This is a genomic window from Pseudoalteromonas phenolica, from assembly GCF_001444405.1.
Classification (GTDB): domain Bacteria; phylum Pseudomonadota; class Gammaproteobacteria; order Enterobacterales; family Alteromonadaceae; genus Pseudoalteromonas; species Pseudoalteromonas phenolica.
This window is the reverse complement of sequence record NZ_CP013187.1, coordinates 3,524,423-3,545,990: the sequence shown is the minus strand read 5'-3', so window position 1 is coordinate 3,545,990 and position 21,568 is coordinate 3,524,423. Positions and strand designations below refer to the sequence as shown.

23 protein-coding genes are annotated in these 21,568 nt (G+C 41.6%); 19 read left to right on the top strand and 4 right to left on the bottom strand.

The window, feature by feature from the left end; genetic code table 11:
• The first annotated feature begins 2 nt into the window (after positions 1-2).
• Both PP2015_RS15965 and PP2015_RS15960 read left to right on the top strand, forming a co-directional pair.
• Entirely contained in the window at positions 3-650 is a 648-nt protein-coding gene (locus PP2015_RS15965; RefSeq protein WP_058031245.1) for a hypothetical protein, read from the top strand.
• A complete protein-coding gene (locus tag PP2015_RS15960; protein WP_058031244.1) occupies positions 647-1,321 on the top strand; it encodes a hypothetical protein in 675 nt (224 codons plus the stop codon). Before PP2015_RS15965 ends, PP2015_RS15960 begins: the two co-directional genes overlap by 4 nt.
• A gap of 450 nt (positions 1,322-1,771) precedes the next feature.
• On the opposite strand, the gene PP2015_RS15955 is transcribed toward PP2015_RS15960, so the two are convergent.
• The 3 genes from PP2015_RS15955 to hslR all read right to left on the bottom strand — a co-directional run bounded on the left by PP2015_RS15955 (position 1,772) and on the right by hslR (position 4,838).
• Positions 1,772-3,310 (bottom strand): phosphoenolpyruvate carboxykinase, encoded by a 1,539-nt coding sequence (locus tag PP2015_RS15955; protein ID WP_058031243.1) that lies wholly within the window; start codon positions 3,308-3,310, stop codon positions 1,772-1,774.
• A 261-nt stretch (positions 3,311-3,571) separates the two neighbouring features.
• The gene (hslO, locus tag PP2015_RS15950) at positions 3,572-4,417 is read right to left on the bottom strand and encodes an Hsp33 family molecular chaperone HslO (protein ID WP_058031242.1); all 846 of its coding nucleotides are present in this window, start codon (positions 4,415-4,417) and stop codon (positions 3,572-3,574) included.
• A 10-nt stretch (positions 4,418-4,427) separates the two neighbouring features.
• Complete coding sequence (gene hslR, locus PP2015_RS15945) at positions 4,428-4,838, bottom strand: ribosome-associated heat shock protein Hsp15 (protein ID WP_058031241.1); 411 nt, start codon at positions 4,836-4,838, stop codon at positions 4,428-4,430.
• A gap of 212 nt (positions 4,839-5,050) precedes the next feature.
• On the opposite strand from hslR, the gene gspC reads away from it, so the two are divergent.
• Genes gspC through PP2015_RS15880 form a run of 13 tightly spaced genes read left to right on the top strand, consistent with a single transcriptional unit; the run spans position 5,051 to position 16,969 of the window.
• A complete protein-coding gene (gene gspC / locus PP2015_RS15940; RefSeq protein WP_058031240.1) occupies positions 5,051-5,944 on the top strand; it encodes a type II secretion system protein GspC in 894 nt (297 codons plus the stop codon).
• 24 nt (positions 5,945-5,968) lie between these two features.
• Complete coding sequence (gspD, locus tag PP2015_RS15935) at positions 5,969-8,032, top strand: type II secretion system secretin GspD (protein WP_058031239.1); 2,064 nt, start codon at positions 5,969-5,971, stop codon at positions 8,030-8,032.
• Positions 8,025-9,575: a type II secretion system ATPase GspE gene (gene gspE, locus PP2015_RS15930; protein WP_083496608.1), complete on the top strand. Its 1,551-nt coding sequence runs from the start codon at positions 8,025-8,027 to the stop codon at positions 9,573-9,575. The genes gspD and gspE overlap by 8 nt, the downstream gene beginning before the upstream one ends.
• A 2-nt stretch (positions 9,576-9,577) precedes the next feature.
• The gene (gene gspF, locus PP2015_RS15925; RefSeq protein WP_058031238.1) at positions 9,578-10,804 is read left to right on the top strand and encodes a type II secretion system inner membrane protein GspF; all 1,227 of its coding nucleotides are present in this window, start codon (positions 9,578-9,580) and stop codon (positions 10,802-10,804) included.
• A 54-nt stretch (positions 10,805-10,858) separates the two neighbouring features.
• Positions 10,859-11,287 carry a type II secretion system major pseudopilin GspG gene (gspG, locus tag PP2015_RS15920; RefSeq protein WP_058031237.1) on the top strand — a complete coding sequence of 143 codons (429 nt, stop codon included), beginning with the start codon at positions 10,859-10,861 and terminating at the stop codon, positions 11,285-11,287.
• Positions 11,288-11,292: 5 nt separating this feature from the next.
• Positions 11,293-11,889, top strand: a complete 597-nt coding sequence (locus tag PP2015_RS15915) for a prepilin-type N-terminal cleavage/methylation domain-containing protein (RefSeq protein WP_058031236.1) — start codon at positions 11,293-11,295, stop codon at positions 11,887-11,889.
• Positions 11,886-12,260, top strand: a complete 375-nt coding sequence (gene gspI, locus PP2015_RS15910; RefSeq protein ID WP_058031235.1) for a type II secretion system minor pseudopilin GspI — start codon at positions 11,886-11,888, stop codon at positions 12,258-12,260. Before PP2015_RS15915 ends, gspI begins: the two co-directional genes overlap by 4 nt.
• Positions 12,261-12,262: 2 nt before the next feature.
• The gene (gene gspJ, locus PP2015_RS15905; protein ID WP_058031234.1) at positions 12,263-12,952 is read left to right on the top strand and encodes a type II secretion system minor pseudopilin GspJ; all 690 of its coding nucleotides are present in this window, start codon (positions 12,263-12,265) and stop codon (positions 12,950-12,952) included.
• The gene (gene gspK / locus PP2015_RS15900) at positions 12,949-13,950 is read left to right on the top strand and encodes a type II secretion system minor pseudopilin GspK (RefSeq protein ID WP_058031233.1); all 1,002 of its coding nucleotides are present in this window, start codon (positions 12,949-12,951) and stop codon (positions 13,948-13,950) included. Before gspJ ends, gspK begins: the two co-directional genes overlap by 4 nt.
• Positions 13,947-15,152, top strand: coding sequence for a type II secretion system protein GspL (gene gspL / locus PP2015_RS15895; RefSeq protein WP_058031232.1), 1,206 nt, complete (start codon positions 13,947-13,949; stop codon positions 15,150-15,152). The genes gspK and gspL overlap by 4 nt, the downstream gene beginning before the upstream one ends.
• Positions 15,149-15,622 (top strand): type II secretion system protein GspM, encoded by a 474-nt coding sequence (gene gspM / locus PP2015_RS15890; protein ID WP_058031231.1) that lies wholly within the window; start codon positions 15,149-15,151, stop codon positions 15,620-15,622. Before gspL ends, gspM begins: the two co-directional genes overlap by 4 nt.
• 1 nt (position 15,623) lies before the next feature.
• On the top strand, positions 15,624-16,382 hold the full coding sequence (locus PP2015_RS15885) for a type II secretion system protein N (protein ID WP_058031230.1): 759 nt from the start codon (positions 15,624-15,626) through the stop codon (positions 16,380-16,382).
• An 8-nt stretch (positions 16,383-16,390) separates the two neighbouring features.
• Positions 16,391-16,969, top strand: coding sequence for a UPF0149 family protein (locus PP2015_RS15880; protein WP_058031229.1), 579 nt, complete (start codon positions 16,391-16,393; stop codon positions 16,967-16,969).
• Positions 16,970-17,211: 242 nt separating this feature from the next.
• On the opposite strand, the gene PP2015_RS15870 is transcribed toward PP2015_RS15880, so the two are convergent.
• Entirely contained in the window at positions 17,212-17,571 is a 360-nt protein-coding gene (locus tag PP2015_RS15870) for a hypothetical protein (RefSeq protein ID WP_058031227.1), read from the bottom strand.
• Positions 17,572-17,807: 236 nt separating this feature from the next.
• On the opposite strand from PP2015_RS15870, the gene ccoG reads away from it, so the two are divergent.
• From ccoG to PP2015_RS15850, 4 genes are all read left to right on the top strand, one after another.
• Positions 17,808-19,232 carry a cytochrome c oxidase accessory protein CcoG gene (ccoG, locus tag PP2015_RS15865; protein ID WP_058031226.1) on the top strand — a complete coding sequence of 475 codons (1,425 nt, stop codon included), beginning with the start codon at positions 17,808-17,810 and terminating at the stop codon, positions 19,230-19,232.
• A gap of 68 nt (positions 19,233-19,300) precedes the next feature.
• Positions 19,301-20,275, top strand: coding sequence for a serine/threonine protein kinase (locus PP2015_RS15860; protein WP_058031225.1), 975 nt, complete (start codon positions 19,301-19,303; stop codon positions 20,273-20,275).
• 17 nt (positions 20,276-20,292) lie between these two features.
• On the top strand, positions 20,293-20,922 hold the full coding sequence (locus PP2015_RS15855) for a thiol:disulfide interchange protein DsbA/DsbL (protein WP_058031224.1): 630 nt from the start codon (positions 20,293-20,295) through the stop codon (positions 20,920-20,922).
• Positions 20,923-20,935: 13 nt separating this feature from the next.
• Positions 20,936-21,565 carry a thiol:disulfide interchange protein DsbA/DsbL gene (locus PP2015_RS15850; protein WP_058031223.1) on the top strand — a complete coding sequence of 210 codons (630 nt, stop codon included), beginning with the start codon at positions 20,936-20,938 and terminating at the stop codon, positions 21,563-21,565.
• The last annotated feature ends 3 nt before the right edge of the window (positions 21,566-21,568 follow it).

Genomic DNA, 21,568 nt, shown 5'->3' with positions numbered 1-21,568 from the left:
ATATGGATCATTTAACCCGCGTTTATCATTTTCGTTATCTTCGACAGTTGCTTGAAGTGAAGCGCTTTTTAAAAGTTAACCCCAGTCTTTTGCCAGCTGTAATTTACTTGGTTTCAAGTGGTGCGGGTCTGTACTATCTGACGTGTTTGTTGTCTCACTTTGGTTTTGATGGGCTAAAACACATTGGGCTCGGTGATTTTCTTACGATTATTTTTTCAAGTTTTTGGTTACTCGGAGCATTCGTTGCCTTTCTGCTGATATTGGTCTTCTTTATCCCCATAGATCGTGCTTCTTCAAGTATTCAATTTTTATCTATTGGCAAATTTATGAGTGCCATGAACCGGCCATTTTTAAAGATCCCCGTTTTATATGGCTTCAGTTCTTCAGTCATCGCGATTTTTTTTAGTGCAAATATTTTGGCTGAGAGCCAAGCTAGCGCCATCAAACACACAAAGTCTGAATTAGTCGAAGTCAGTTTTAACTATCCAGTGAATTGGCTAGGTAACACGATAACAAAATTAAATGCAGTAAAAGTGGTGGCCAGTACAAGTCGGTATGTGTTTATTTACCATCCAGATACAAAAAAATCGGTAGTGGTACCTCTGGGAAATATCGCCACTATTTTTAATGTAAAGCAGGGGGATGAATGAATCGGATCACAACTGATGAAGCCTACTTCGCTTGGTTTAAATCTTCGTTAGAAAAAAGCAAAGCTTTTTTTTACGAGCATCCCAGTGTGTTGTTGTCCACAACTTATCTGGCGCTCAGTTTCTCAGGTTTGATTTATCTCTATGTACTTGGTCGTGGCGTTGGCGTGGACATTATTAAATACCTAGAGCTTGTGGACTTTATTATGGCTTTTCTAGCGACACCAACCATTTTATATTCAAGCGTTGTGGCAATAATCACCTCGCTCATTACGGCGTTGCTGATAAAGCGTCATAACAAAAAGCAAGTTAAGTCAAAAGTTCAGACTGAGGGTTGGAAGAGTTGGATAGAAACTTACCGCATGTACTACAAGATAAACCCTCTTTACTTGATTTCATGTATGATTTTACTCTTACCAAGTGCTTATTCAATCGTAGTCGCTGATTTGGATGCAGAGCGAATTCTTTTGGGTGAAGGAAAAACATATCAGGTTGATTTGGTCAATCCAGTATCAATTTATGAGCAGCCCAAGCTTCGTTTTGACCATTTAAAGCTAGTCACAGAAACCGAGCGGTTTAGCTTTTTTTACTCTGTAGAGTTAAAGCAAGTTTTGTTGATTACTCGCGATAATATCGCCAGTGTGCAGCTTGCTAGCCAGGGCTATGATAACTAGTCATGGCTTCTTGTCGCTGTCTCTTTGTAGTGGTACCTTGAATTGGGTTTGTTGTCAGTATGGAGTTTATCTAAAGTAGATAGTGTCAGTTGTGTCGAGGGTTAAAAAAGGAAATATAAACCCGACATAAAGTCGGTGCTACCGAGGATAAAGAGTCTTTTTCTGGGGTAGGCTTAACCAAACGTTTAAGCTAGCAGTTATATCGACGCAATCAATACCCACTCAGCTATATCTATGAAGCTAATATGTTCATCTTGGTTGGTATGGGCAGAGGCTCATATGAGTCAACGAGTGCTCATTAGACACTTCTTCAGCAAGGCGCGTTTCTTAACAGTATGCTCATCTATTAATTTTAATCTTACCTAAATTAAACAGGTTAACATGCTGTATTTCAGGCACAAAAAAACGCCCAACGAGGGGCGCTTTTGATAAAGGAATTGGTTGTGCTAATTAGCCGCGAGGACCAGCTTGCTTAATCGCTTCTGATACATCGTACTTCTCAAAGTTAGCTTGGAAGTCAGTTGCTAATTTAGCAGCGTACTCAGCGTACTTCTCTTTGTCTTCCCAAGTATTGATTGGGTTAAGAAGTTCAGTTGCAACACCAGGTACTGCTACTGGTACGTCTAGGTTTAGTGACTCGATGTGTTGAGTTTCAACATCAGCAAGGTTACCAGATACGATTGCATCAACAACAGCACGTGTTGTAGGGATGTCAAAACGCTTACCAATGCCGTAAGGACCACCAGTCCAACCTGTGTTAACTAGGTATACTTTCGCGCCAAACTCACGAACACGCTTCATTAGAAGCTCTGCGTAAACGCCAGCTGGACGTGGGAAGAATGGTGCGCCGAAACAAGTTGAGAACGTTGACTCGATGTCAGACGTTGAACCGATTTCAGTTGAACCAACTTTCGCTGTGTAACCACTTAAGAAGTGGTAAGCCGCTGCTTCTTCAGAAAGTACAGATACAGGTGGTAATACACCACTTACGTCACATGTTAAGAACACAACTGCTTTTGGCTCACCTGCACGGTTTTCAACTTTACGCTTTTCAACGTGCTCTAGTGGGTAAGCTGCACGTGTGTTTTGCGTTAGGCTTGTGTCGTTGAAGTCTGGTACACGGTTTTCATCTAGTACTACGTTTTCTAGAATTGTACCGAACTTGATTGCGTTCCAGATAACTGGCTCGTTCTTTTGCGAAAGATCGATACATTTAGCATAACAGCCGCCTTCGATATTAAATACGCTGCCTGGTGCCCAACCGTGCTCGTCATCACCGATAAGGAAACGCGTTGGATCTGCTGATAAAGTAGTTTTACCAGTACCCGAAAGGCCGAAGAATAGTGCTGTGTCGCCAGCTTCACCAACGTTTGCACTACAGTGCATTGGTAAAACACCTTTTGCAGGAAGTAGGAAGTTCTGAACAGAGAACATCGATTTCTTCATTTCACCAGCGTAATGCATACCTGCCAGTAGTACTTTGCGCTGTGCAAAGTTGATAATAACTGTACCATCGCTGTTTGTGCCATCACGCTCTGGGTCACATACAAATGAAGGTACATTTAAGATCTGCCACTGAGGTAAATCTGATGCATTGTATGATTTAGGTTCAATAAACATGTTTTTAGCGAAGATGTGGTGCCACGCTGTTTCAGTTGTTACAACAACTGGAAGGTAGTGTTCAGGATCTGCGCCAACTTCTAGGTGAGAGACGAAGTGGTCATTTTCTTGAACGTGCGCTTCTACACGTGCCCATAGCGCATCAAACTTTTCAGCATCGAAAGGACGGTTAACATTGCCCCATTGGATTTCAGTTTCGGTGCTTGGCTCTTTAACGATAAAACGGTCACTTGGTGAACGACCTGTACGACGGCCAGTTTTAGCTACGAAAGCTCCATTTGCGGCTAAAGTCCCTTCGCCACGGCTAATTGCGTGTTCGACAAGTTCAGCTGCAGTTAAATCGACAAAACGAGTAGCGCTTGATGTCATGTTATTACCTAAATGTGAGAATTGAACGGGATAGCTCTGAGTTCTTAATACTCTTAAGCTGAAATTATAGTAACAGATGAAATTGAGATATTCGAGCCTTTGGAAGGGTTAAAAAGGCATAAATTTGGTAAAAAACTTGAATAATTTCAATGATACCGGTGTCATAAAAAAGCCATTTAAAATGACACCGGTATCATTTTTTAGACATTAAAAAGCCGTCGTTTTGACGGCTTTTTAGCTGATGCTGAGTCAATACTACTTTTAGTTAAAAATAGCCTTGATATCTTGTTCATCAAATCGGTAATTTTTCAGGCAGTAATGACAACTGATATTTATTTCACCGTCTTCTGCAACTTGAGCCAGTAATTCATCTTGGCCTACATTCACAAGCGCATTGATGGTCTTGTCTCGACTACAGCCACAAACAAAGTTTAGCTCTTGGGGCTCGAACAATTGTGGATTGTCTTCGTGATATAGACGTGTCAGTACCGTTTGAGCATCTAGATCGAGTAATTCTTCATCTTTGATGGTGTTACTAAGTGCTTCTAGGTGAGTGAAATCTTGTTGTGATTTTTCTTTATTAACAGGTAAAACCTGTAAAAACAGGCCTGCTGCCTTGAGTTGCTCACCCGAAGTGCGTGTTGCAAACCATAAACGCGTCTTTAACTGCTCAGACTGTTCAAAGTAACCTTCTAGACATTCTGCTAAATTATCAGAGGTTAAAGGTACAATACCTTGGTAGCGTTCACCTTTAGTTGGGGTAATAGTGATAACCATATATCCCTGACCCATTAGGTCCTGAATACTGTTACCCGTAACCTCGCCTTGTAAGCGTGCAATGCCGCGCATATTTTGATTGTGGTCACCGTTTATTACCGCATATTTAACTGGGCCATCACCTTGCAGTTGCACCGCGATATCGCCTTCAAATTTTAAAGTGGCGGTCAGTAGGCTGGTTGCGACTAGCAACTCACCTAATAATTGCTTTACAGGTTCTGGGTAGTCGTGTTCACCGATAATGTCTTTAAACGTTTGTTCGATTTGTACTAGCTCACCACGAACGTCTAACTGATCGAAAATGTAACGGTGTAATAAATCTGATTGCATTTATAAAATCCTAGCTTGATTTTAACTTTAGTAATTCGCGACGTTGTTTTTTATCCGGTTTGGTTTCCGGGCGCGGCGCAAAAAAGCTGTTGTTCTTTCTAGCGATGGCATTTTGCTCTCGCTTTTCTATACTGTGCTCAGCTTCTTCATATAACAGCTGAGCAAGTGGCGCGGCCTGACGCTTGTCATAGACCTTCAAAATCGTCACTTCCTTTTCCTCATAACCCTGAGCAAGGTTGACAGTCGCACCAATTTCAACCGTTTTACTGGGTTTACAGCGCTGACCGTTATAGTGTACTTTACCACCTTGGATCATTTCTCGAGCAATACTGCGGGTTTTATAAAAACGCGCTGCCCAAAGCCACTTATCTAAGCGAACCGCTTCTATTTGGCTGTTTTGTTCAGAGGATTGTTTTTTCACAACGAGAATACCATCAAGGATTGAGGGATTTGTGAGGTGAAATTTATCATATATTCAGGCCCAACAAAAGCGGGCGCTGTTCACCCTTCCTTCAACATAATGTGGGTAATCTCACGTAATACAAGTGTCACAAAGTTTCACATTTGTACGCTTGTTGAATTAATTTCGTCGCGGTACACTTGGCCGTTCAACAGAATAAGAAAAAGTCTCATATGGAATTACAATTACAACAGTTAACGAGCATATTTCAGAAGTTGCCGCATGCCAAACTTAGTCGTTTGGTGGTAGTACTGACTGTTGTTTATATTGCTTATTTGTGTGCACAGTTGGTTTGGTTGTTCTGGCCACAACCGCAAAGCGCGAGCTTGGCACCATTGCCGAGTTCAGTAAGCAGTAAAACTAATACCGTTAACACGCAATCAATTATTCAGCAAAACCTATTTGGTGTTGCGAATGAGAAACCAAAAGCCCCACCCAAACCCGTCGCGCGTGTGTCAGATGCACCTAAAACAACGTTGAATGTGAAACTTACCGGTATTGTTGCGGTCAGTTTAAATGATACTGCAGGTTTGGCGATTATCGAATCGCAGGGTCGTCAAGAAACGTATGAAGTGAAAGATGCAATCACAGGTACGCGCGCCAAATTAGCGCAAGTTTTACCAGATCGTGTGTTATTAGATGTAAATGGCCGATTTGAAACCCTCATGCTTGATGGTCTTGCCTACACAAAACAAGTGGCAATGCCAGTGTCAGGACCTCGAGAGGTGCGTGAGGCAGCTAAAAAACCAAGCATTGATCGTTCAGAACTAGCACAACGCCGCCAAGAGCTACTTAAAGAGCCTGGTAAGTTACTCGATTACATTAGAATATCTCAGGCACGAAGAAACGGTGAGTTAATAGGTTACCGCTTAAGCCCAGGTAAAGACCCTGAGCTATTTAAAAAAATGGGTTTAAAGAATAATGATTTGGCTATTGCAATCAATGGCTATCAATTAACAGATATGAGACAGGCTATGACTGCAATGCAAGAGCTCAGAGAAACCACTGATGCAACGATTAGCATTGAACGTGACGGTCGCGTGATCGACGTACAATTCAGCCTGTAAGCACAATTTTTGGAGTTAATAATAATGAGAAATAAGCTAGACCTCAGAAAAATCAAAAAAGGGTTAGCTAAGTATGCGGCTCTGATGTTTGCAGCTGGGTTATCGTTATCTGTTTCTGCTGTTGAATATGCAGCAAACTTTAAAGGTACTGACATTAATGAATTTATTAATATCGTCGGTAAAAACCTGAATAAGACCATCATCATCGACCCTAATGTGCGCGGCAATATTAATGTGCGTAGCTATGAGTTAATGGATGAAGCGCTTTACTATCAATTCTTTTTAAATGTTCTAGAAGTTTATGGTTATGCTGTTATTGAAATGGACAGCGGCATTTTAAAAATCTTACGTAGCTCTGATGGTAAAAAGAGCAATGTGCCATTAGTGTCAGACAATACCGCGACGGACGGTGACACCTTAGTTACTCGTGTGATCCGTGTTAAAAATGTCTCTGTTCAAGAGCTCGGCCCACTCATTCGTCAGTTCAGTGACCAAAAAGATGGTGGTCATGTTACTAACTTCAGTTCTGCTAACGTGATGATGCTGACAGGCCATGCAGCGTCGGTAAATCGACTTGTCGATATTATCAAGTCAGTTGACCAAGCAGGTGACACACTCGTTGAAATTATCGAGCTTGAACATGCAACAGCTGATGATGTGGTAAAAGTAGTTGAGAGCATTTATAAGTCATCTGGTAAAAATAGCATCCCTGACTTTCTAATACCAAAAGTCGTGGCTGATAACCGTACTAACAGTGTGATTGTCAGCGGAGAAGGGCAAGCACGCTCTAGAGCAGTAGATTTAGTTAAGCGCTTAGACGGTGAGCTAAAAAGCCAAGGTAATACGCAAGTTTTTTATCTTGATTATGCAAAAGCTGAAGATTTAGTAAAAGTCCTGCAGGGTGTAAGTAAAACATTGCAAGAGGAAGCGCAGGGTGGCAATACCAAAGGCCGCAGTCGCAGTAATAATAACGAAACAAGTATTGAAGCTCATCCAGATTCGAACTCCTTAGTGATCACAGCACAACCTGACACCATGCGCTCTTTGGCATCAGTAATCAAAAAACTCGACATTCGTCGTGCACAAGTTTTAGTAGAAGCAATCGTTGTTGAAGTACTAGAAGGCGATGGCATCAACCTAGGCTTGCAGTGGATTTCAGAACAAGGTGGTATGTTGCAATTCAATAATGGTAGCAATGTGCCTGTGGGTTCATTAGCCGTGGCAGCAGAGCAGGCTCGTGATAAAACAATCACGAAAACGATAACAGGCGATAATACAGAGCTTAAAGAGTACGATGAAACACAAGAAGGCGATTTAGGTCCATTGGCTGCATTACTTGGTGGCGTAAATGGTCTTGCTGCTGGCATTATTAAAAATGACTGGGGTGCGATCATTCAGGCAATTTCGACAGATACGAAGTCAAACATCCTCGCGACGCCGTCTGTAACTACGATGGACAATGAAGAAGCCTCGATGATTGTGGGTCAAGAAGTGCCAATCATTACCGGTTCGACAACCAGTGGTAATAATACTAACCCATTCCAAACGGTTGATCGTCAAGAAGTGGGTATTAAGTTAAAAGTTACACCGCAGATTAATGATGGAACAGCAGTTCAGTTAACCATTGAGCAAGAAGTATCGAGTGTTAGTGGCGCAACCGCTGTTGATATTGCAGTAAACAAGCGTGCTATTAACACGACTGTGATTGCTGACGATGGCGGTATGGTGATTCTCGGTGGTCTAATTGATGAAGACGTACAAGAAAGTGTGTCTAAAGTACCATTGCTAGGTGATATTCCTATCCTAGGTCATTTATTCAAGTCGACCAGTACAACTAAACGTAAGCGTAACTTATTGGTATTTATTCGTCCGACGATTCTGCGTGATAGCCGCAGCATGAACGAATTAAGTCATTCTAAGTATAACTTTATTCGCGGTGAGCAAAGTAAGCAGCGTGAAGACGGTATTGACCTTATGCCGTTTGAAGATTCGCCTGTGTTACCAGAGTGGAATGATGCACTGACATTACCACCAACATATGAGCAGTATTTAAAAGAGCAAAATAAGAAAGAGCGTAAAGATGATTGATACTCACAATCAATTTGAAAGCGAGCATACAGAATTGCTTGCCGACGCACCAATTGAGGAGATGGCTCGTGAGCTATCTCTTAAGTTGCCATTTTCTTATGCGCGTCGTGTCAATATGCTGTTGGCCGAAGAAGAAGCAGGCTTAAAGGTTTTTTATACGGGTGACTTAAATGTTGCGCACCTGCTTGAGATTCGTCGTGTTGCGAATGCTGAGTTTAAGCTTGAGCAATTAGAAGCTGAAAAATTTGAGTTTATGCTTGAAGAGGCTTATCAGCGGGATAGCTCTGAAACTCAACAAATGATGGAAGATATTGGCAACGAGGTCGATCTATTTTCATTGGCTGAAGAACTGCCGCAAACTGAAGACCTGTTAGCGGCTGATGACGATGCGCCGATCATTAAGTTGATCAACGCCATGCTCAGTGAAGCAATTAAAGATGGCGCCTCAGATATTCACATCGAAACCTTTGAACAAGATCTAGTTATTCGTTTTAGGGTAGATGGTGTTTTAAAAGAAGTTTTAAAGCCGAACCGAAAACTGGCGTCACTACTGGTATCGCGTATTAAAGTTATGGCAAAGCTCGATATTGCCGAAAAGCGTATTCCTCAAGATGGCCGTATTTCATTACGTATCGCAGGTCGTGCTGTTGATGTGCGTGTATCGACTATGCCATCTAGTTTTGGTGAGCGTGTTGTACTGCGTCTTTTAGATAAAAATAATGCCCGTTTAAACCTTGAAGATTTGGGTATGACAGAGCGTAACCGTGAGTTATTCAGCGAATTAATAGCAAAACCGCACGGTATTATTTTGGTGACCGGCCCAACAGGTTCAGGTAAGAGTACCACTCTGTATGCTGGTATGAGCCAAATAAACTCAAAAGACCGCAATATTCTGACAGTTGAAGACCCAATTGAATATGAAATCCCAGGTATTGGTCAAACTCAGGTTAACCCGAAAGTCGATATGACATTTGCACGAGGTTTGCGTGCAATTCTGCGTCAAGACCCTGACGTAGTAATGGTTGGTGAAATCCGAGATTTAGAAACGGGCCAAATTGCGGTTCAGGCATCACTGACGGGTCACTTAGTAATGTCGACCCTGCATACCAATACGGCTTCAGGCGCAATTACGCGTATGGAAGATATGGGTGTAGAACCATTCTTACTGTCTTCTTCTTTGTTAGGTGTGTTGTCTCAACGTCTAGTCCGTACCTTGTGTAATGACTGTAAAGAGCCGCATCAAGCCGATGAGCGTGAATGTGAGCTATTAGGTGTAGAAAAAGACAGTAATACAATTATTTATCGCCCAGTTGGTTGTGAATCATGTAATTACAACGGTTATAAAGGCCGTACAGGTATTCACGAGCTACTGGTGGTTGATGAAGCGGTGCGTGAGCTTATCCATAATGGTAAAGGTGAGCAGGCCGTAGAAAAATATATTCGTACTTTCAGTCCGAGTATTCGTCAAGATGGTTGCTCACGAGTTCTGAAAGGACAAACTTCTTTAGAAGAAGTGTTACGTGTTACTCGTGAGGAAGGTTAATCATGGCAGCGTTTGAGTATCGAGCGCTCGATGGAAAGGGCAAAGAAAAGAAAGGTATCTTAGAAGGCGATACAGCGAAACAGATCCGCCAACAACTTCGAGAAAAAGGCATGATGCCTTTAGAAGTTGCGCCTGCTGCAGAAAAAGAAAAGCAGCAATCCGGTGGTGGGTTTAAGCTGTTTACAGGTTATAAGCCTTCAGTCTCTGATATCGCTTTAATCACTCGTCAATTGGCAACGCTTATCCAGTCTTCATTACCAGTAGAAGCGGCTGTGATGGCAGTGGCAGAGCAATGTGAGAAACCTCGTCTTAAACGTATGCTGATGTCGGTGCGCTCTAAGGTTGTAGAGGGCTACACATTGGCTGATGGTATGTCTGAGTTTCCTCATGTGTTCGATAATTTATATCGCGCTATGGTGGCGGCTGGTGAAAAGTCAGGCCATTTAGATGAAGTACTGAATCGTCTGGCTGATTATACCGAACAGCGTCAGCATATGCGCAGCCAAATCACTCAAGCTATGGTATATCCAAGTATTCTTGTCGTCTTTGCTATTGGTATTGTGGCGGTATTGCTTGGTACTGTGGTACCAGAGATTTTGAAAACCTTTGAGAAGTCCAAACAAGCATTGCCTTGGACCACCGAGTGGGTAATGGCTGCAAGTAACTTCGTTCAAGCTTATTGGATGCCAAGTTTTATCGGTATTGTTGCCCTTACAATTGGTATTAAACAAGCACTACTGAAGCCCAAGATCCGTTTTTGGTATGACACGCAATTATTGCGTCTACCTGGTTTAGGCAAAATTAGCCGTAGTATCAATACGGCACGTTTTGCACGTACCCTCAGTATTTTGTCTTCCAGTGCAGTACCGCTTCTTGAAGGTATGAAAATAGCCGGTCAGGTACTTGAAAACGAGAAGATTAAATCCGCGGTATCAGAAGCTGCGGTCAGAGTCAGTGAAGGTGCAAGCTTAAGAGCATCACTTCAGCAAACTAAGTTATTCCCACCTATGATGCTGCATATGATCGCCAGTGGTGAGAAGTCGGGTGAGCTAGAGCAGATGTTAGAGCGAGCGGCTAACAATCAAGACAGAGAGTTTGAAACTATGGTCAGCGTCTCATTAAAGCTATTAGAGCCAGCAATGATCGCAACCATGGCCATTATTGTGTTGTTTATTGTCATGGCAATTTTGCAACCAATTATGGAAATGAACAAAGCCATCGGCTTATAGTCAAATAAAGAGTTTTAAAAAATAACAGCTATTAGAGCGAATGAGGTATTCATTGTGAAAAAGCAATCAGGTTTCTCCCTACTAGAAGTAATGGTGGTACTGGTTATCATCGGTATGATTTTATCAATCGTTGCGCCAAACATTATGGGCCAACAAGAAGAGGCTGCTTTAGATAAAGCGGGTTTAGATATTCAACAGCTTGAAGATGCAATGAACATGTACAAGCTAAAAAACAAGAAATACCCAACCACAGAGCAAGGCTTAGAGGCACTTGTGACTAAGACGACAATTGATCCTATACCACGTCGTTTCCCTGAAGGTGGCTTTATTTCAAAATTACCTGAAGATCCATGGGGCAATCCTTACCAGTTAGTTAGCCCAGGTGAAATGGGCAAAATCGATATCTTTTCAATGGGCCCTGACGGTGAAGTGGGCACTGACGACGATATCGGTAACTGGACTGATGAAGACCAAGCGCGTTAATACGTATGCGTTTAGGCTTAAGGCAAAATATTAACAAGGCAAAGGGCTTCAGTTTACTTGAAGTCCTTGTCGTACTTGTGATCATCGCCATGTCAGTGAAAATGGTGAGTTACACCTTTGATGATGCTGAAGCCGAAGAGTTAGAAAAACAAGCGCTCAGAGTGTACAGAGTAATTAATCTTGCCTCTGAGTTTGCAGTATTAAACCAAATTGAGCTTGGCTTTCACCTTGATAAAAATGTTTTAGAATTTTTAGTCTTTGACGGTGAGAAGTGGGCAGTATTTGATGCTGAAGAGTTATACGAGCCTATTACCTTCGGTAAAGAATACAAAGTTAATTTGAATATCGAAGATTTATCTTGGTCGCAAGACAATTTGCTTGAGCAAGCCAATTGGCGTGAACTTATGGGCACCAGTGATGATGAAAGCTTGCTTGAGTTAAAAAAGCTAAAAGTGCCACAAGTATTAATTTTATCTTCGGGCGAAGTGAGCGCGTTTCAGTTTAGTGTCGAGTTATCAGACCGAGATGCAGAACAAGCACGTTATTTTATCGAAGGTGAATTTATCGCCCCTGTTAATTTACGAGTGGAGCCTGAAGTATGAAAAAGCAATCAGCTGGCTTTACTCTGCTAGAAGTGATGGTGGCCTTAGGCATTTGTGCCATGGCTGGTATTGCAGCCATGCAGGTAACAGGTGAGCATGTCTCCCATATCGCTTCACTAGAAGAACAAACCTACGCATCTTGGGTAGCAGAGAATCGTTTGGTTATGATCCGCGCACAAGGTGATAAGTGGAATGGTAAGAATAACAATAAAGGTGAAGAAGAGTTAGCTGGTATGACTTGGTACTGGCAAGAGAAAGTCACCAAAACCAATGACCCAAGTTTTGTTAAAGTGCAAGTTGAAGTATTCAGCGATGCTGAATACAAAAATTCTTTATATGACTTAAGCACATTCATTTTAAAGGGTAAGTAGCGATGCGATTTACTTACCCTCCAAAAAGCCGTCAGCTTGGTTTCACCTTACTTGAAGTCATGATTGCCTTGGGTATTCTCGGCTTTGTGGTGTTGGCGACTCACCAGATATTAAATTCAACGATTCAGGCGAAACAAGGCTCTGAAGAAGTGATTGCTGAATTAGACGCGCTCAATACGACTTTTCGCTTGATGGATCAAGATTTTAACCAAATGACCAAACGTGAAACGCGTAACGAGGCGGGCGACTTTACGCCGAGTTATATTCTTCATGGCCGTTACGATCTAGATAGTCAGTATGATGGTATCGCGTTTGTACGCGATGGCTGGACAAATCCAATTAGTCTATTACCTCGCTCTGAGTTACAAGCCGTAGGTTATCGTGTGGTTGATGATAAATTAGAGCGCCTTTACCGTGTTTACGTAGATCAACTTGATGGTACCGAGCCTCGCAGCCAAGTCTTATTAGAGAACATTGAAGATTTAAAATTTGAATTCTTAGACGACAAACAAAAGTGGCAAGAAAATTGGGAAAAGAAGGCGCTGCCTTTAGCTGTTTCTGTGACCATCAAAATGCAAGAAATGGAGCCTATCACGCGCTTTTTCCTTACGCCGGGTGATGGCAAAGTAGCAAGTAGTACATCAAATACAAATAATGGCAATAATACTGGTGGTGGGAGAACAGGCCCATGAGTCAGTTAGCTTATAAACATGGTCAGCAACAGGGGGCTGCACTGATCATTGTTTTATTTATTGTTGCCTTAGCAGCTGTAATTGCCGCTGAAATGGCGACGAATTTAATGATTCAGGTACAGCGAGCTCAAAATATTCAAACTCATCAGCAAGCAAAATGGTATAGCTATGGTGCTGAAGAATTAGTGAAAAAAGTTCTGATTGAAAGTAAGAAGAAAGACCCTGATAAAGTGCATTTAGGGCAGCCATGGGCGTTAGAAGAAACCCCATTTCCAGTAGATCATGGTACTTTGAGTGGGCAAGTGACCGATTTGCAAGCATGTTTAAATTTAAACGCGCTGCGCGCACCAAAAGCACAAAATGCCAGTATTAATGATACGAACCCCGCGCATAAAGCCTTTTTAGAGCTGTTGAAAAACATAGAAGATCTGCCGTCAGATGAAAGTGAAGAAACCTTGGCTGATAGTGTATATGATTGGCTTGACGCCGATAGCATCACGTTTCGTTCGGGCGCAGAAGAAGATGAATATATGTCGTTACGAACGCCATATTTAACAGCAAATAACGCATTTGCGTCAGTGTCTGAACTGCGCGTTATCAGAGGTTTTAATCCATTAGTGATGGAAAAGTTACTCCCATATGTGTGTGTTATTCCTGGTAATGAAGAACTCAAAATTAACGTTAATACTATTTTGCCAGATCAAGCATTATTGCTGAGTGCATTAATCGACGGATTAAGTGAATCCGATGCGCAAAGTATTATCTCTGCTCGCCCAGATCAGGGATATGACAAAGTGGAAGATTTTCTTTCTGAAGCCACCGCTCAAGGGGCTCAGAATATCAAACAAGTAACCGATCTATTTACCGTAAATAGTGACTATTTCAAGTTGCGCGCAAAAGCCATGTTCGATGAACGGCTTTTCACAATGACCTCAATTATTCAAATAAAAGAAGGTCAAGCGAGCATACTGGCGCGAAAATTTGGAGGCGTACAGTGACAGAAAAATTATTGATCCGCATTGATCAGTCCGCTAAGCAGGCAATTCATTGGTTGGTGTATTCAACCGATCAGCAGATTATTGCCAGTGGTGAGTACAAACAATTATCAGATTTGGCTGAGTTGACAGAGAAAGCACAGGGTAGAGAAACCAGTATATTGCTTTCAGCATCAATGGTGCAATTAAAAACCATTGAGTTACCAACAAAGTGGAATAGAAAATTAGAACAAGCATTGCCATTTATGTTGGAAGAACAGCTGGCCTGCGATGTTGATGAGGTATTCATTGCAATTGGTGAGCCGGGCACTAAAGATGATAAACCGACTATTAATATAGCTCTGTGTGATCGAGTTTTACTCGCTGAGTTATTTGCCGTTTTAGAGGAGCATCAGATTTTTGCGAAGCATGTAGTGCCAGATGCGCTATTGTTGCCAGAGCTAGCTGAAAATGAGTTAGCTGTAGTTGAGCTCGATGGCCAATGGCTATGTCGCTTAGGAGCATGGCATGCGTGTGTGATTGAGCCGAGTTGGGGGGCTGACTATTTGCATGCGCTAGCAGTGGAGAGAATTTCTCATTATAGCCCAGCTGACGCCTTGCCAGAGGTGGCGCCTAAGGTGGCAAAAGAGGCAGAATATGAACTGCCGCTTGCATTACTGGCTAAAAATTTAACTAATACAGCATTTAATTTACGCCAAGGTATTTTTGCCGCGAAGAAGAGTACGCCACAATGGTGGAAAGATTGGCAGTCAGGCTTAATTGCAGCATCAGTGGCTTTATTTGGCTTTGTGGCTGTGCAGGGTATTCAGGTTGTAAAACTTAAAGGGCAGGCTGAAGAGGTGCGAGCCGAAGCCATAGCTACTTACCAACAAGCATTCCCAAATAAACGAGTACGCGAAGCACTGCTTAGACGTCAAATTGAAGGTGAGTTAAAAGCCATTTCGGCGACCAAACAAGGTGGCTTCTTAGATTTGGCGGACAAGTTTGTGTCAGTTTATAGCCAAGTCAAAGATTTCCAGCCTGAGACTTTACGCTATGACCATAAACGTAATGAATTGCGTATTCGTGTAAAAGCCAAAGATTTCCAAGTGTTTGGTCAAGTTAAAACGATTCTTGAGCAAAAAGGTTTAACAGTGCAGCAAGGTTCATTAAATAACGATGGTGATGCCGTTATTGGTGAAATTAGATTGCGAGGTGATGTATGAAACAACAAGCAATCAACTACTGGGGCTCGTTAAAAGAGCAAGAACAGCGTTTACTGATCATCGCGGGTGTTGTCTTCATTGTTTTCGTTTTAGTGATGGGAATATTAAAGCCACTTAATAAGGCAGTTGCTGATGCTGAGCAAAAACTAAAGCGTGAGCAAAACTTCCAAGTGTTTGTTGAGCAAAGTATTGGTAAGTTAAAAGCGGCTGGTAACTCAGCACGTACTTCTTCAGGCAATTTATCGCAATTAGTGAATCGTAGTAGAGGCCGTTATGGCATAGTCATCAGTCAGATGCAGCCAAATAATGACAGTCTTCGTGTGAATATTGAAAACGTCGAGTTTAATAAGTTGGTTGGTTGGCTTGATGAGCTCGTGCATCAACATGGTGTCACAGTGGCAAATTTAGATATCTCGCAAGGTGAAGACACAGGTTTTGTTCGCGTTAGTCGATTGGTGTTAGAGAAGTAGTATGAAGCAAAAAATTTACTTAGTTCTGTTATTTATTTTTTCATTTCTAGCTTTTGCTCTATTTCAACTGCCGGCATCGGTTGGGGTGCAAGTCGCGCAAGGTTACTTGCCTAAAAACGTGGCGTTTGGCAAGTTGAGCGGCTCAATTTGGCAGGGACAAATCAGTGAAATACGCGTCGATAAGGTTCAGGTTTTCAACGTACGTTGGCAGCTAGAGCCGATGGCTTTATTTGCGGGCAATCTTGCTGGTGATTTGATCTGGGGTAATCCACGCTCTAGCGAGGAAATGTCGGGTAAAAGTAACTTTAGCCTTTCATTGTTAAACCAACAAGCCATTTTGAGTGATGCAGTACTGAGGTTTGAAGTTGAGCAGTTGATGGGTCAGTTAAATTTACCATTACCTGTAAATGCAACGGGTCGAGTAATTTTTAATATTGATGAGTTTGAAAGTGGTAAACCTTACTGTCAGCAAATAAAAGGCGATGTATTTAGCCCTAATATTCGTGTAGAGGGCTTAACTGGATGGTTTTCAATCGGTGAGCTAGGGGCTGATCTAAATTGTAAATCAGGTGATTTAGCAGCGGTGGTTCAGCCAGATAATCTATTAGGCTTGCAAGCCGATGTACATTTGGGCAATAACTTTCAGTTTAAAGTCGCAGGCAATGTGAAGCCTGATGTGTCATTACCAAAAGAAGTACATGATGCGGTTAAATTCTTAGGTCGTCCTGATTCCCAGGGTCGTTACCCAGTTAACTTATAAGGCTCTTTATGTTGGAGTTCTCATTTACAGAGCAACATAAAGCGTTGCTAACCGACTATTTATCTAGCACAGAGCAGGCTCTGCCTTACGCTGTTTGTGAAGGCTATCTTTTTGCAATCATTTGCAGCCCTGCAGGTATTGAAATGGAGCAATGGCTAACAATTGTTAGTGGTGGTGATGAGCAAATTGCAGAAGAACATGTTTTTGCTTTAATGGCACTTCATCACGACATAAGCGAGCGTGTCTTTTCGGGCCAGTTCCAGTTGCCTTATACGTCAATGGCTGTTGCTGAGTTGCAGCAATGGAGCCAAGGTTTCTTGGCGGGTATCGAACACTTTTATGCAGGCCTTGTGAATAGCGAAGTATTAAATGATGAGCTTAAACAAGCATTGATCAGTAGCACAGAGCAACTAGGATTTTTCTCTCTAGATCAGTCACAAATAGCAGCTTACTGTGATGCCAATAATGTTGAGCTAAATAGCTTTTGTCAGCAGCAACATGAGATAGCGAATGAATTTGCTGTTGCTTATGTGCAATTAGTAGAAAATGCAGCTGTTGAGAGTGGTTTATATGAGGAAGAGGGTTAAAACCTGAAAGCCTTTTACAGGGTAAGCGAGCGCTTACCCAAGCTCTAATTCTATGCTCGTGCAGCCCTTCACACAACTTACCAAACCTTTATTTTTATCTTTTCCATTTAGGTCTAATTGCAGAGGCTTGTTGCATTGCTCGCATAACAAGGTTTGACCTTTGCTTAGTTTTTTAAGTATATTTTTGTGCTGGTTAAATGCTGCAGCTCGCTTTTTATTAAATGCGTCTATGTCCAACTTCATTACAAAGACTTTCCTTCAAAAATAGATTCGCCAGCAATTCTACAGATCTCATTTAGCTTGTTGCCGTAAAAATAGAGGTTCAAATCGTTTTCTTTACAGTAACGTAGGTGGAATGCTTTTAACTTGTCATCAGTCCCTAGAGCTTCATTTAGATACTCTAATTCAGTGTCGTCTAATTCTAACTTTTGCATAATTTGCGTTCTGGCGATTTTAGCTGAAGTACTTCTCGTCACTTTGCTTTGCTCACTGAGTAAACTTACGCCTTCACCCAGTAGCGCTTCTCTTGGTTCTTTGATAACAGGGTGGTCGATGGTGAAAAGTGCCAAAATGACCACCACGAGCAATAAAAACTTTTTCATTGGATACCGTATTATTGATCTAAATAGGAAGAAACAATTTAGAGTGTAATAAAATGGGGCTTTCAAAAGCAAGTGATTAAGTTATAAACACTATACAAGCTCGTGCCTAGTTAAGGGAAATTTCAATAATTTCTGAACCAATTGTACCCAGCTTGAATTTGCTTGCATATAATATCCTTATAGATAAAAAGGTCACTGTAGCAAGTACCTGTCGATCACAGCCATAAGGAGCCGAGATGGACAAACAGATAAAAGTAAAAAATATTCCGAGCGATGTAAAAATACAGAAGCCGGAACTCCAACCTGATAGGTTTAACCCTCGCAGTCGAATTTATGTCCGTGCAGTTAAAGGACTACACCAGCAACTGCGCAAGCGCTTAGGTTTTATTGGTATGTTGGCGTTTATGCTTATGCCATGGATTAATTTTGAGGGTCACCAAGCCGTTTATTTTGATCTCTACGAGCAAAAGTTTAATATTTTTGGATTAACGCTGATGCCACAAGATTTAACGGTGCTGGCGTTTTTCCTCATGATTGCTGCATTTGCATTGTTTGTGGTAACCACGTTTTATGGTCGTGTGTGGTGCGGTTACACCTGCCCACAAACTGTTTGGACTTTTATCTTTTTGTGGTTTGAAGAGAAATTTGAAGGCAGTGCTAATCAGCGTAAAAAGCTTGATAGCCGTAAAATGGATTTTGATAAATTCTGGCGAAAAACAGCAAAGCACAGTAGCTGGATTTTATTCTCTTTGTGGACCGCCATTAGCTTTGTTGGTTTTTTCACTCCAATACGTGAACTAGTGCCTGATTTACTGACTTGGAGTGCAGGTAATTATGCGGTTATAAGCATCGTAGTATTTACCGCATGTACCTATGGTAATGCAGGTTGGATGAGAGAAATTATGTGCTTACATATGTGTCCTTATTCACGTTTTCAATCTGCTATGTTCGATAAAGACACCTTTACTGTAAGCTATGATGCGAAACGCGGCGAGTCACGTGGTCCTCGTTCTCGTAAACAAGATCCTAAAGAAATGGGTTTGGGCGATTGTATCGACTGCAACCTGTGTGTTCAGGTATGTCCTACAGGTATCGATATTCGTAACGGCTTGCAATATGAGTGTATCAACTGTGGTGCATGTATTGACGCGTGTGATGGGGTGATGGATAAAATGAATTACCCACGTGGTTTAATTTCATATACCACCGAGCGTAACCTGGAAACACCAGATAACAAAACCAAAGCATTCCGTGGTAAGTTGGCAGGTTATTTATTAATCATGACAGTGTTAATTGCTGCACTGGTGGTGAATATTGCGATGCGTAAGCCTATGGAGCTCGATATTATTCGTGATAGAAATCAGCTTTATCGAGTCAATTTCGATGGTTTAGTTGAAAATACTTATACCTTAAAAGTCATCAATAAAACACAGCAATCACAACAATACGACATTGCGGTTGAGGGGTTAAAGAACTTTAATGTGTTGGGTAAATTAGCGATTGAAGTTCAGGCGGGTGAATCGATGAATGTGCCACTTTCTGTGATTATTGACCCTTATGACCTTAAAAAGCCAGTGACTGAATTCCACTTTAGAGTTCAAGTGAAAGGCGACCCGACAGTGTCATTATCACAGCCTACCAACTTCTTTAAAGGCAAATAATTAGATACACTTATTAAACCAAGCAAAAGCGGGTATTCCCCGCTTTTTTTATGCCAAATGAGGAATACATGAGCGAGTTTAGTTTTGCGAATTTAAATCCAGATCGTATCTTGGATGCCATAGAAAGCATTGGGGTTTACCCTGAAACAGGCTTGCTACCTTTGAACAGTTATGAAAATCGCGTTTATCAGTTCAAGGCGGAAGATGGTAAACGGTATGTCACTAAGTTTTATCGTCCCGAGCGCTGGAGTGAGGCGCAAATAAAAGAAGAGCATGCTTTTGCATTTGAACTTGCTAATGAAGAAGTGCCTATCGTCGCGCCAGTCGAAATAGCCGGCGAAAGCTTATTCGAGCATGCTGGTTACAAATTTGCGCTTTTTCCAAGTGTCGGTGGGCGTCAGTTTGAAATTGACAATTTAGACCAGCTTGAAATGCTTGGCCGTTATATCGGACGACTACACCTAGTTGGTAAGAGTAAACCATTTCAACATAGACTGAGTATTAATACCCAGAGCTACTTACTCGATGCCAAGGAAGTTATTCAAAATAGTAAACTTGTGCCTATACATCTAGAAACCGCGTTTTACACTATTTTAGAACAGGTTATATCGCAAACAGCGCAAATGTATCATGTTGATAAGCCTATTCGTTTGCATGGCGATGCACATGCTGGCAATATTCTGTGCACAGGCGATTCTCTGACCTTAGTGGATTTAGATGATTGTCGCTCAGGCCCTGCAATCCAAGATTTATGGATGATGCTTAATGGTGATAAAAACGAGCAATTAATGCAGCTCGATACACTATTAATGGGGTATGAAGAATTCAACTCTTTTGATGCAAAAGAGCTGCAACTGATAGAGCCGCTACGTGCGATGCGAATGGTGCATTACATGGGGTGGTTAGCTGCCAGATGGGAAGATCCTGCATTTACGCGGAACTTTTCTTGGTTTGCAACAGACAAATACTGGGAGCAGCAGATCTTAGCATTGAAAGAACAGCTTGCAGCGTTACAAGAGCCTGCATTACAACTGTTTCCATAAAAAATTGAGAAATAACTATGTTAAAAGCGTTAAAACTATCCATTCTATTTTTCTGCTTGCCGTTGTTAGCCATGGCTGCAGAATTTGATTTTAAAGAAGGTGTGCACTACCAAACTTTAACCACTCAAAAAAGTGAGCAAGCAAAAGTAACTGAGTTCTTCTCATTTTACTGCCCGCATTGTTTCCGTTTTGAACCGGTTGCTAAAGCATTAGAGCAAAGCTTGCCAGAAGGTGCTGTATTTGAAAAAAGCCATGTGAACTTTTTAGGTGGTTTGCCTGCACAAGTACAAAGCAATTTAAGCTATGCCTATATCGTGGCAAAGCAAATGGGCAAAGGTGATGAAATTGCAGCTAAAATTTTCGACAGTATTCATGTAAAAAAAGCGCCATTAAATGACATTAAAGATGTGAAAAAACTTCTAGATATTAATGGTATTAGTGAAAAGCAGTTTGATGCTGCACTAGCAAGTATGCCAGTGATTGCGGCTGAAAAACTGATGCAAGACGATCAAACTCGCTTTTCAAAAGCGGGCGCACTATCTGGCGTACCTACATTTATCGTGAGTGATAAATACAAAGTAAATACCAACAGTTTAAAAAGCCAAGAGCAATTCAACGCATTGGTTAAACATTTATTAGCAAAATAATACGGAGAATAAAATGTTAAAGCTAATTAAAGCCGCTGCGCTGGCACTCATGCTGCCTGTAGTTGCAAACGCAGCTCAGTTTGAAGAAGGCGTTCATTACGAAGTGATTGCAGAGCGCGGTACTAAGAAACCTGAAGTGACAGAGTACTTTTCATTTTTCTGCCCTGCATGTAATGCGTTTGAGCCATTGATTGCTCAGGTAAAACCTAAATTGAATGAAGGCGTAAAGTTTAAAAAGAGCCATGTAGACTTCACAGGACCTCGTGATCCAGAAGTACAAAAAATTATGGCTCAAGGTTTAGCGCTTGCTGAAGTGCTACCTCAAAAAGACAAAATCATTGCAGCAATTTTCACACATATCCATGCTAAGCGTAATAAGATTAATGAGCTTGCAGATATGAAAGACATTTTTGTTGCACAAGGTGTAGACGGTACTAAGTTTGACAAAATGTACAAGAGCTTTGCTGTACGTACTAAGACTTCAAGAATGGCGCGTATGCAACAAAAGTGGTCTGAAAAACGTGCGCTTACAGGTGTACCTACGTTTATCGTAAATGGTAAATATAAACTGCGTCTTCGTGAGTCAAAAACAACGACTCCTGAGCAGATCAGTGCATTAATTAATTATTTGGCTGCTAAATAATTA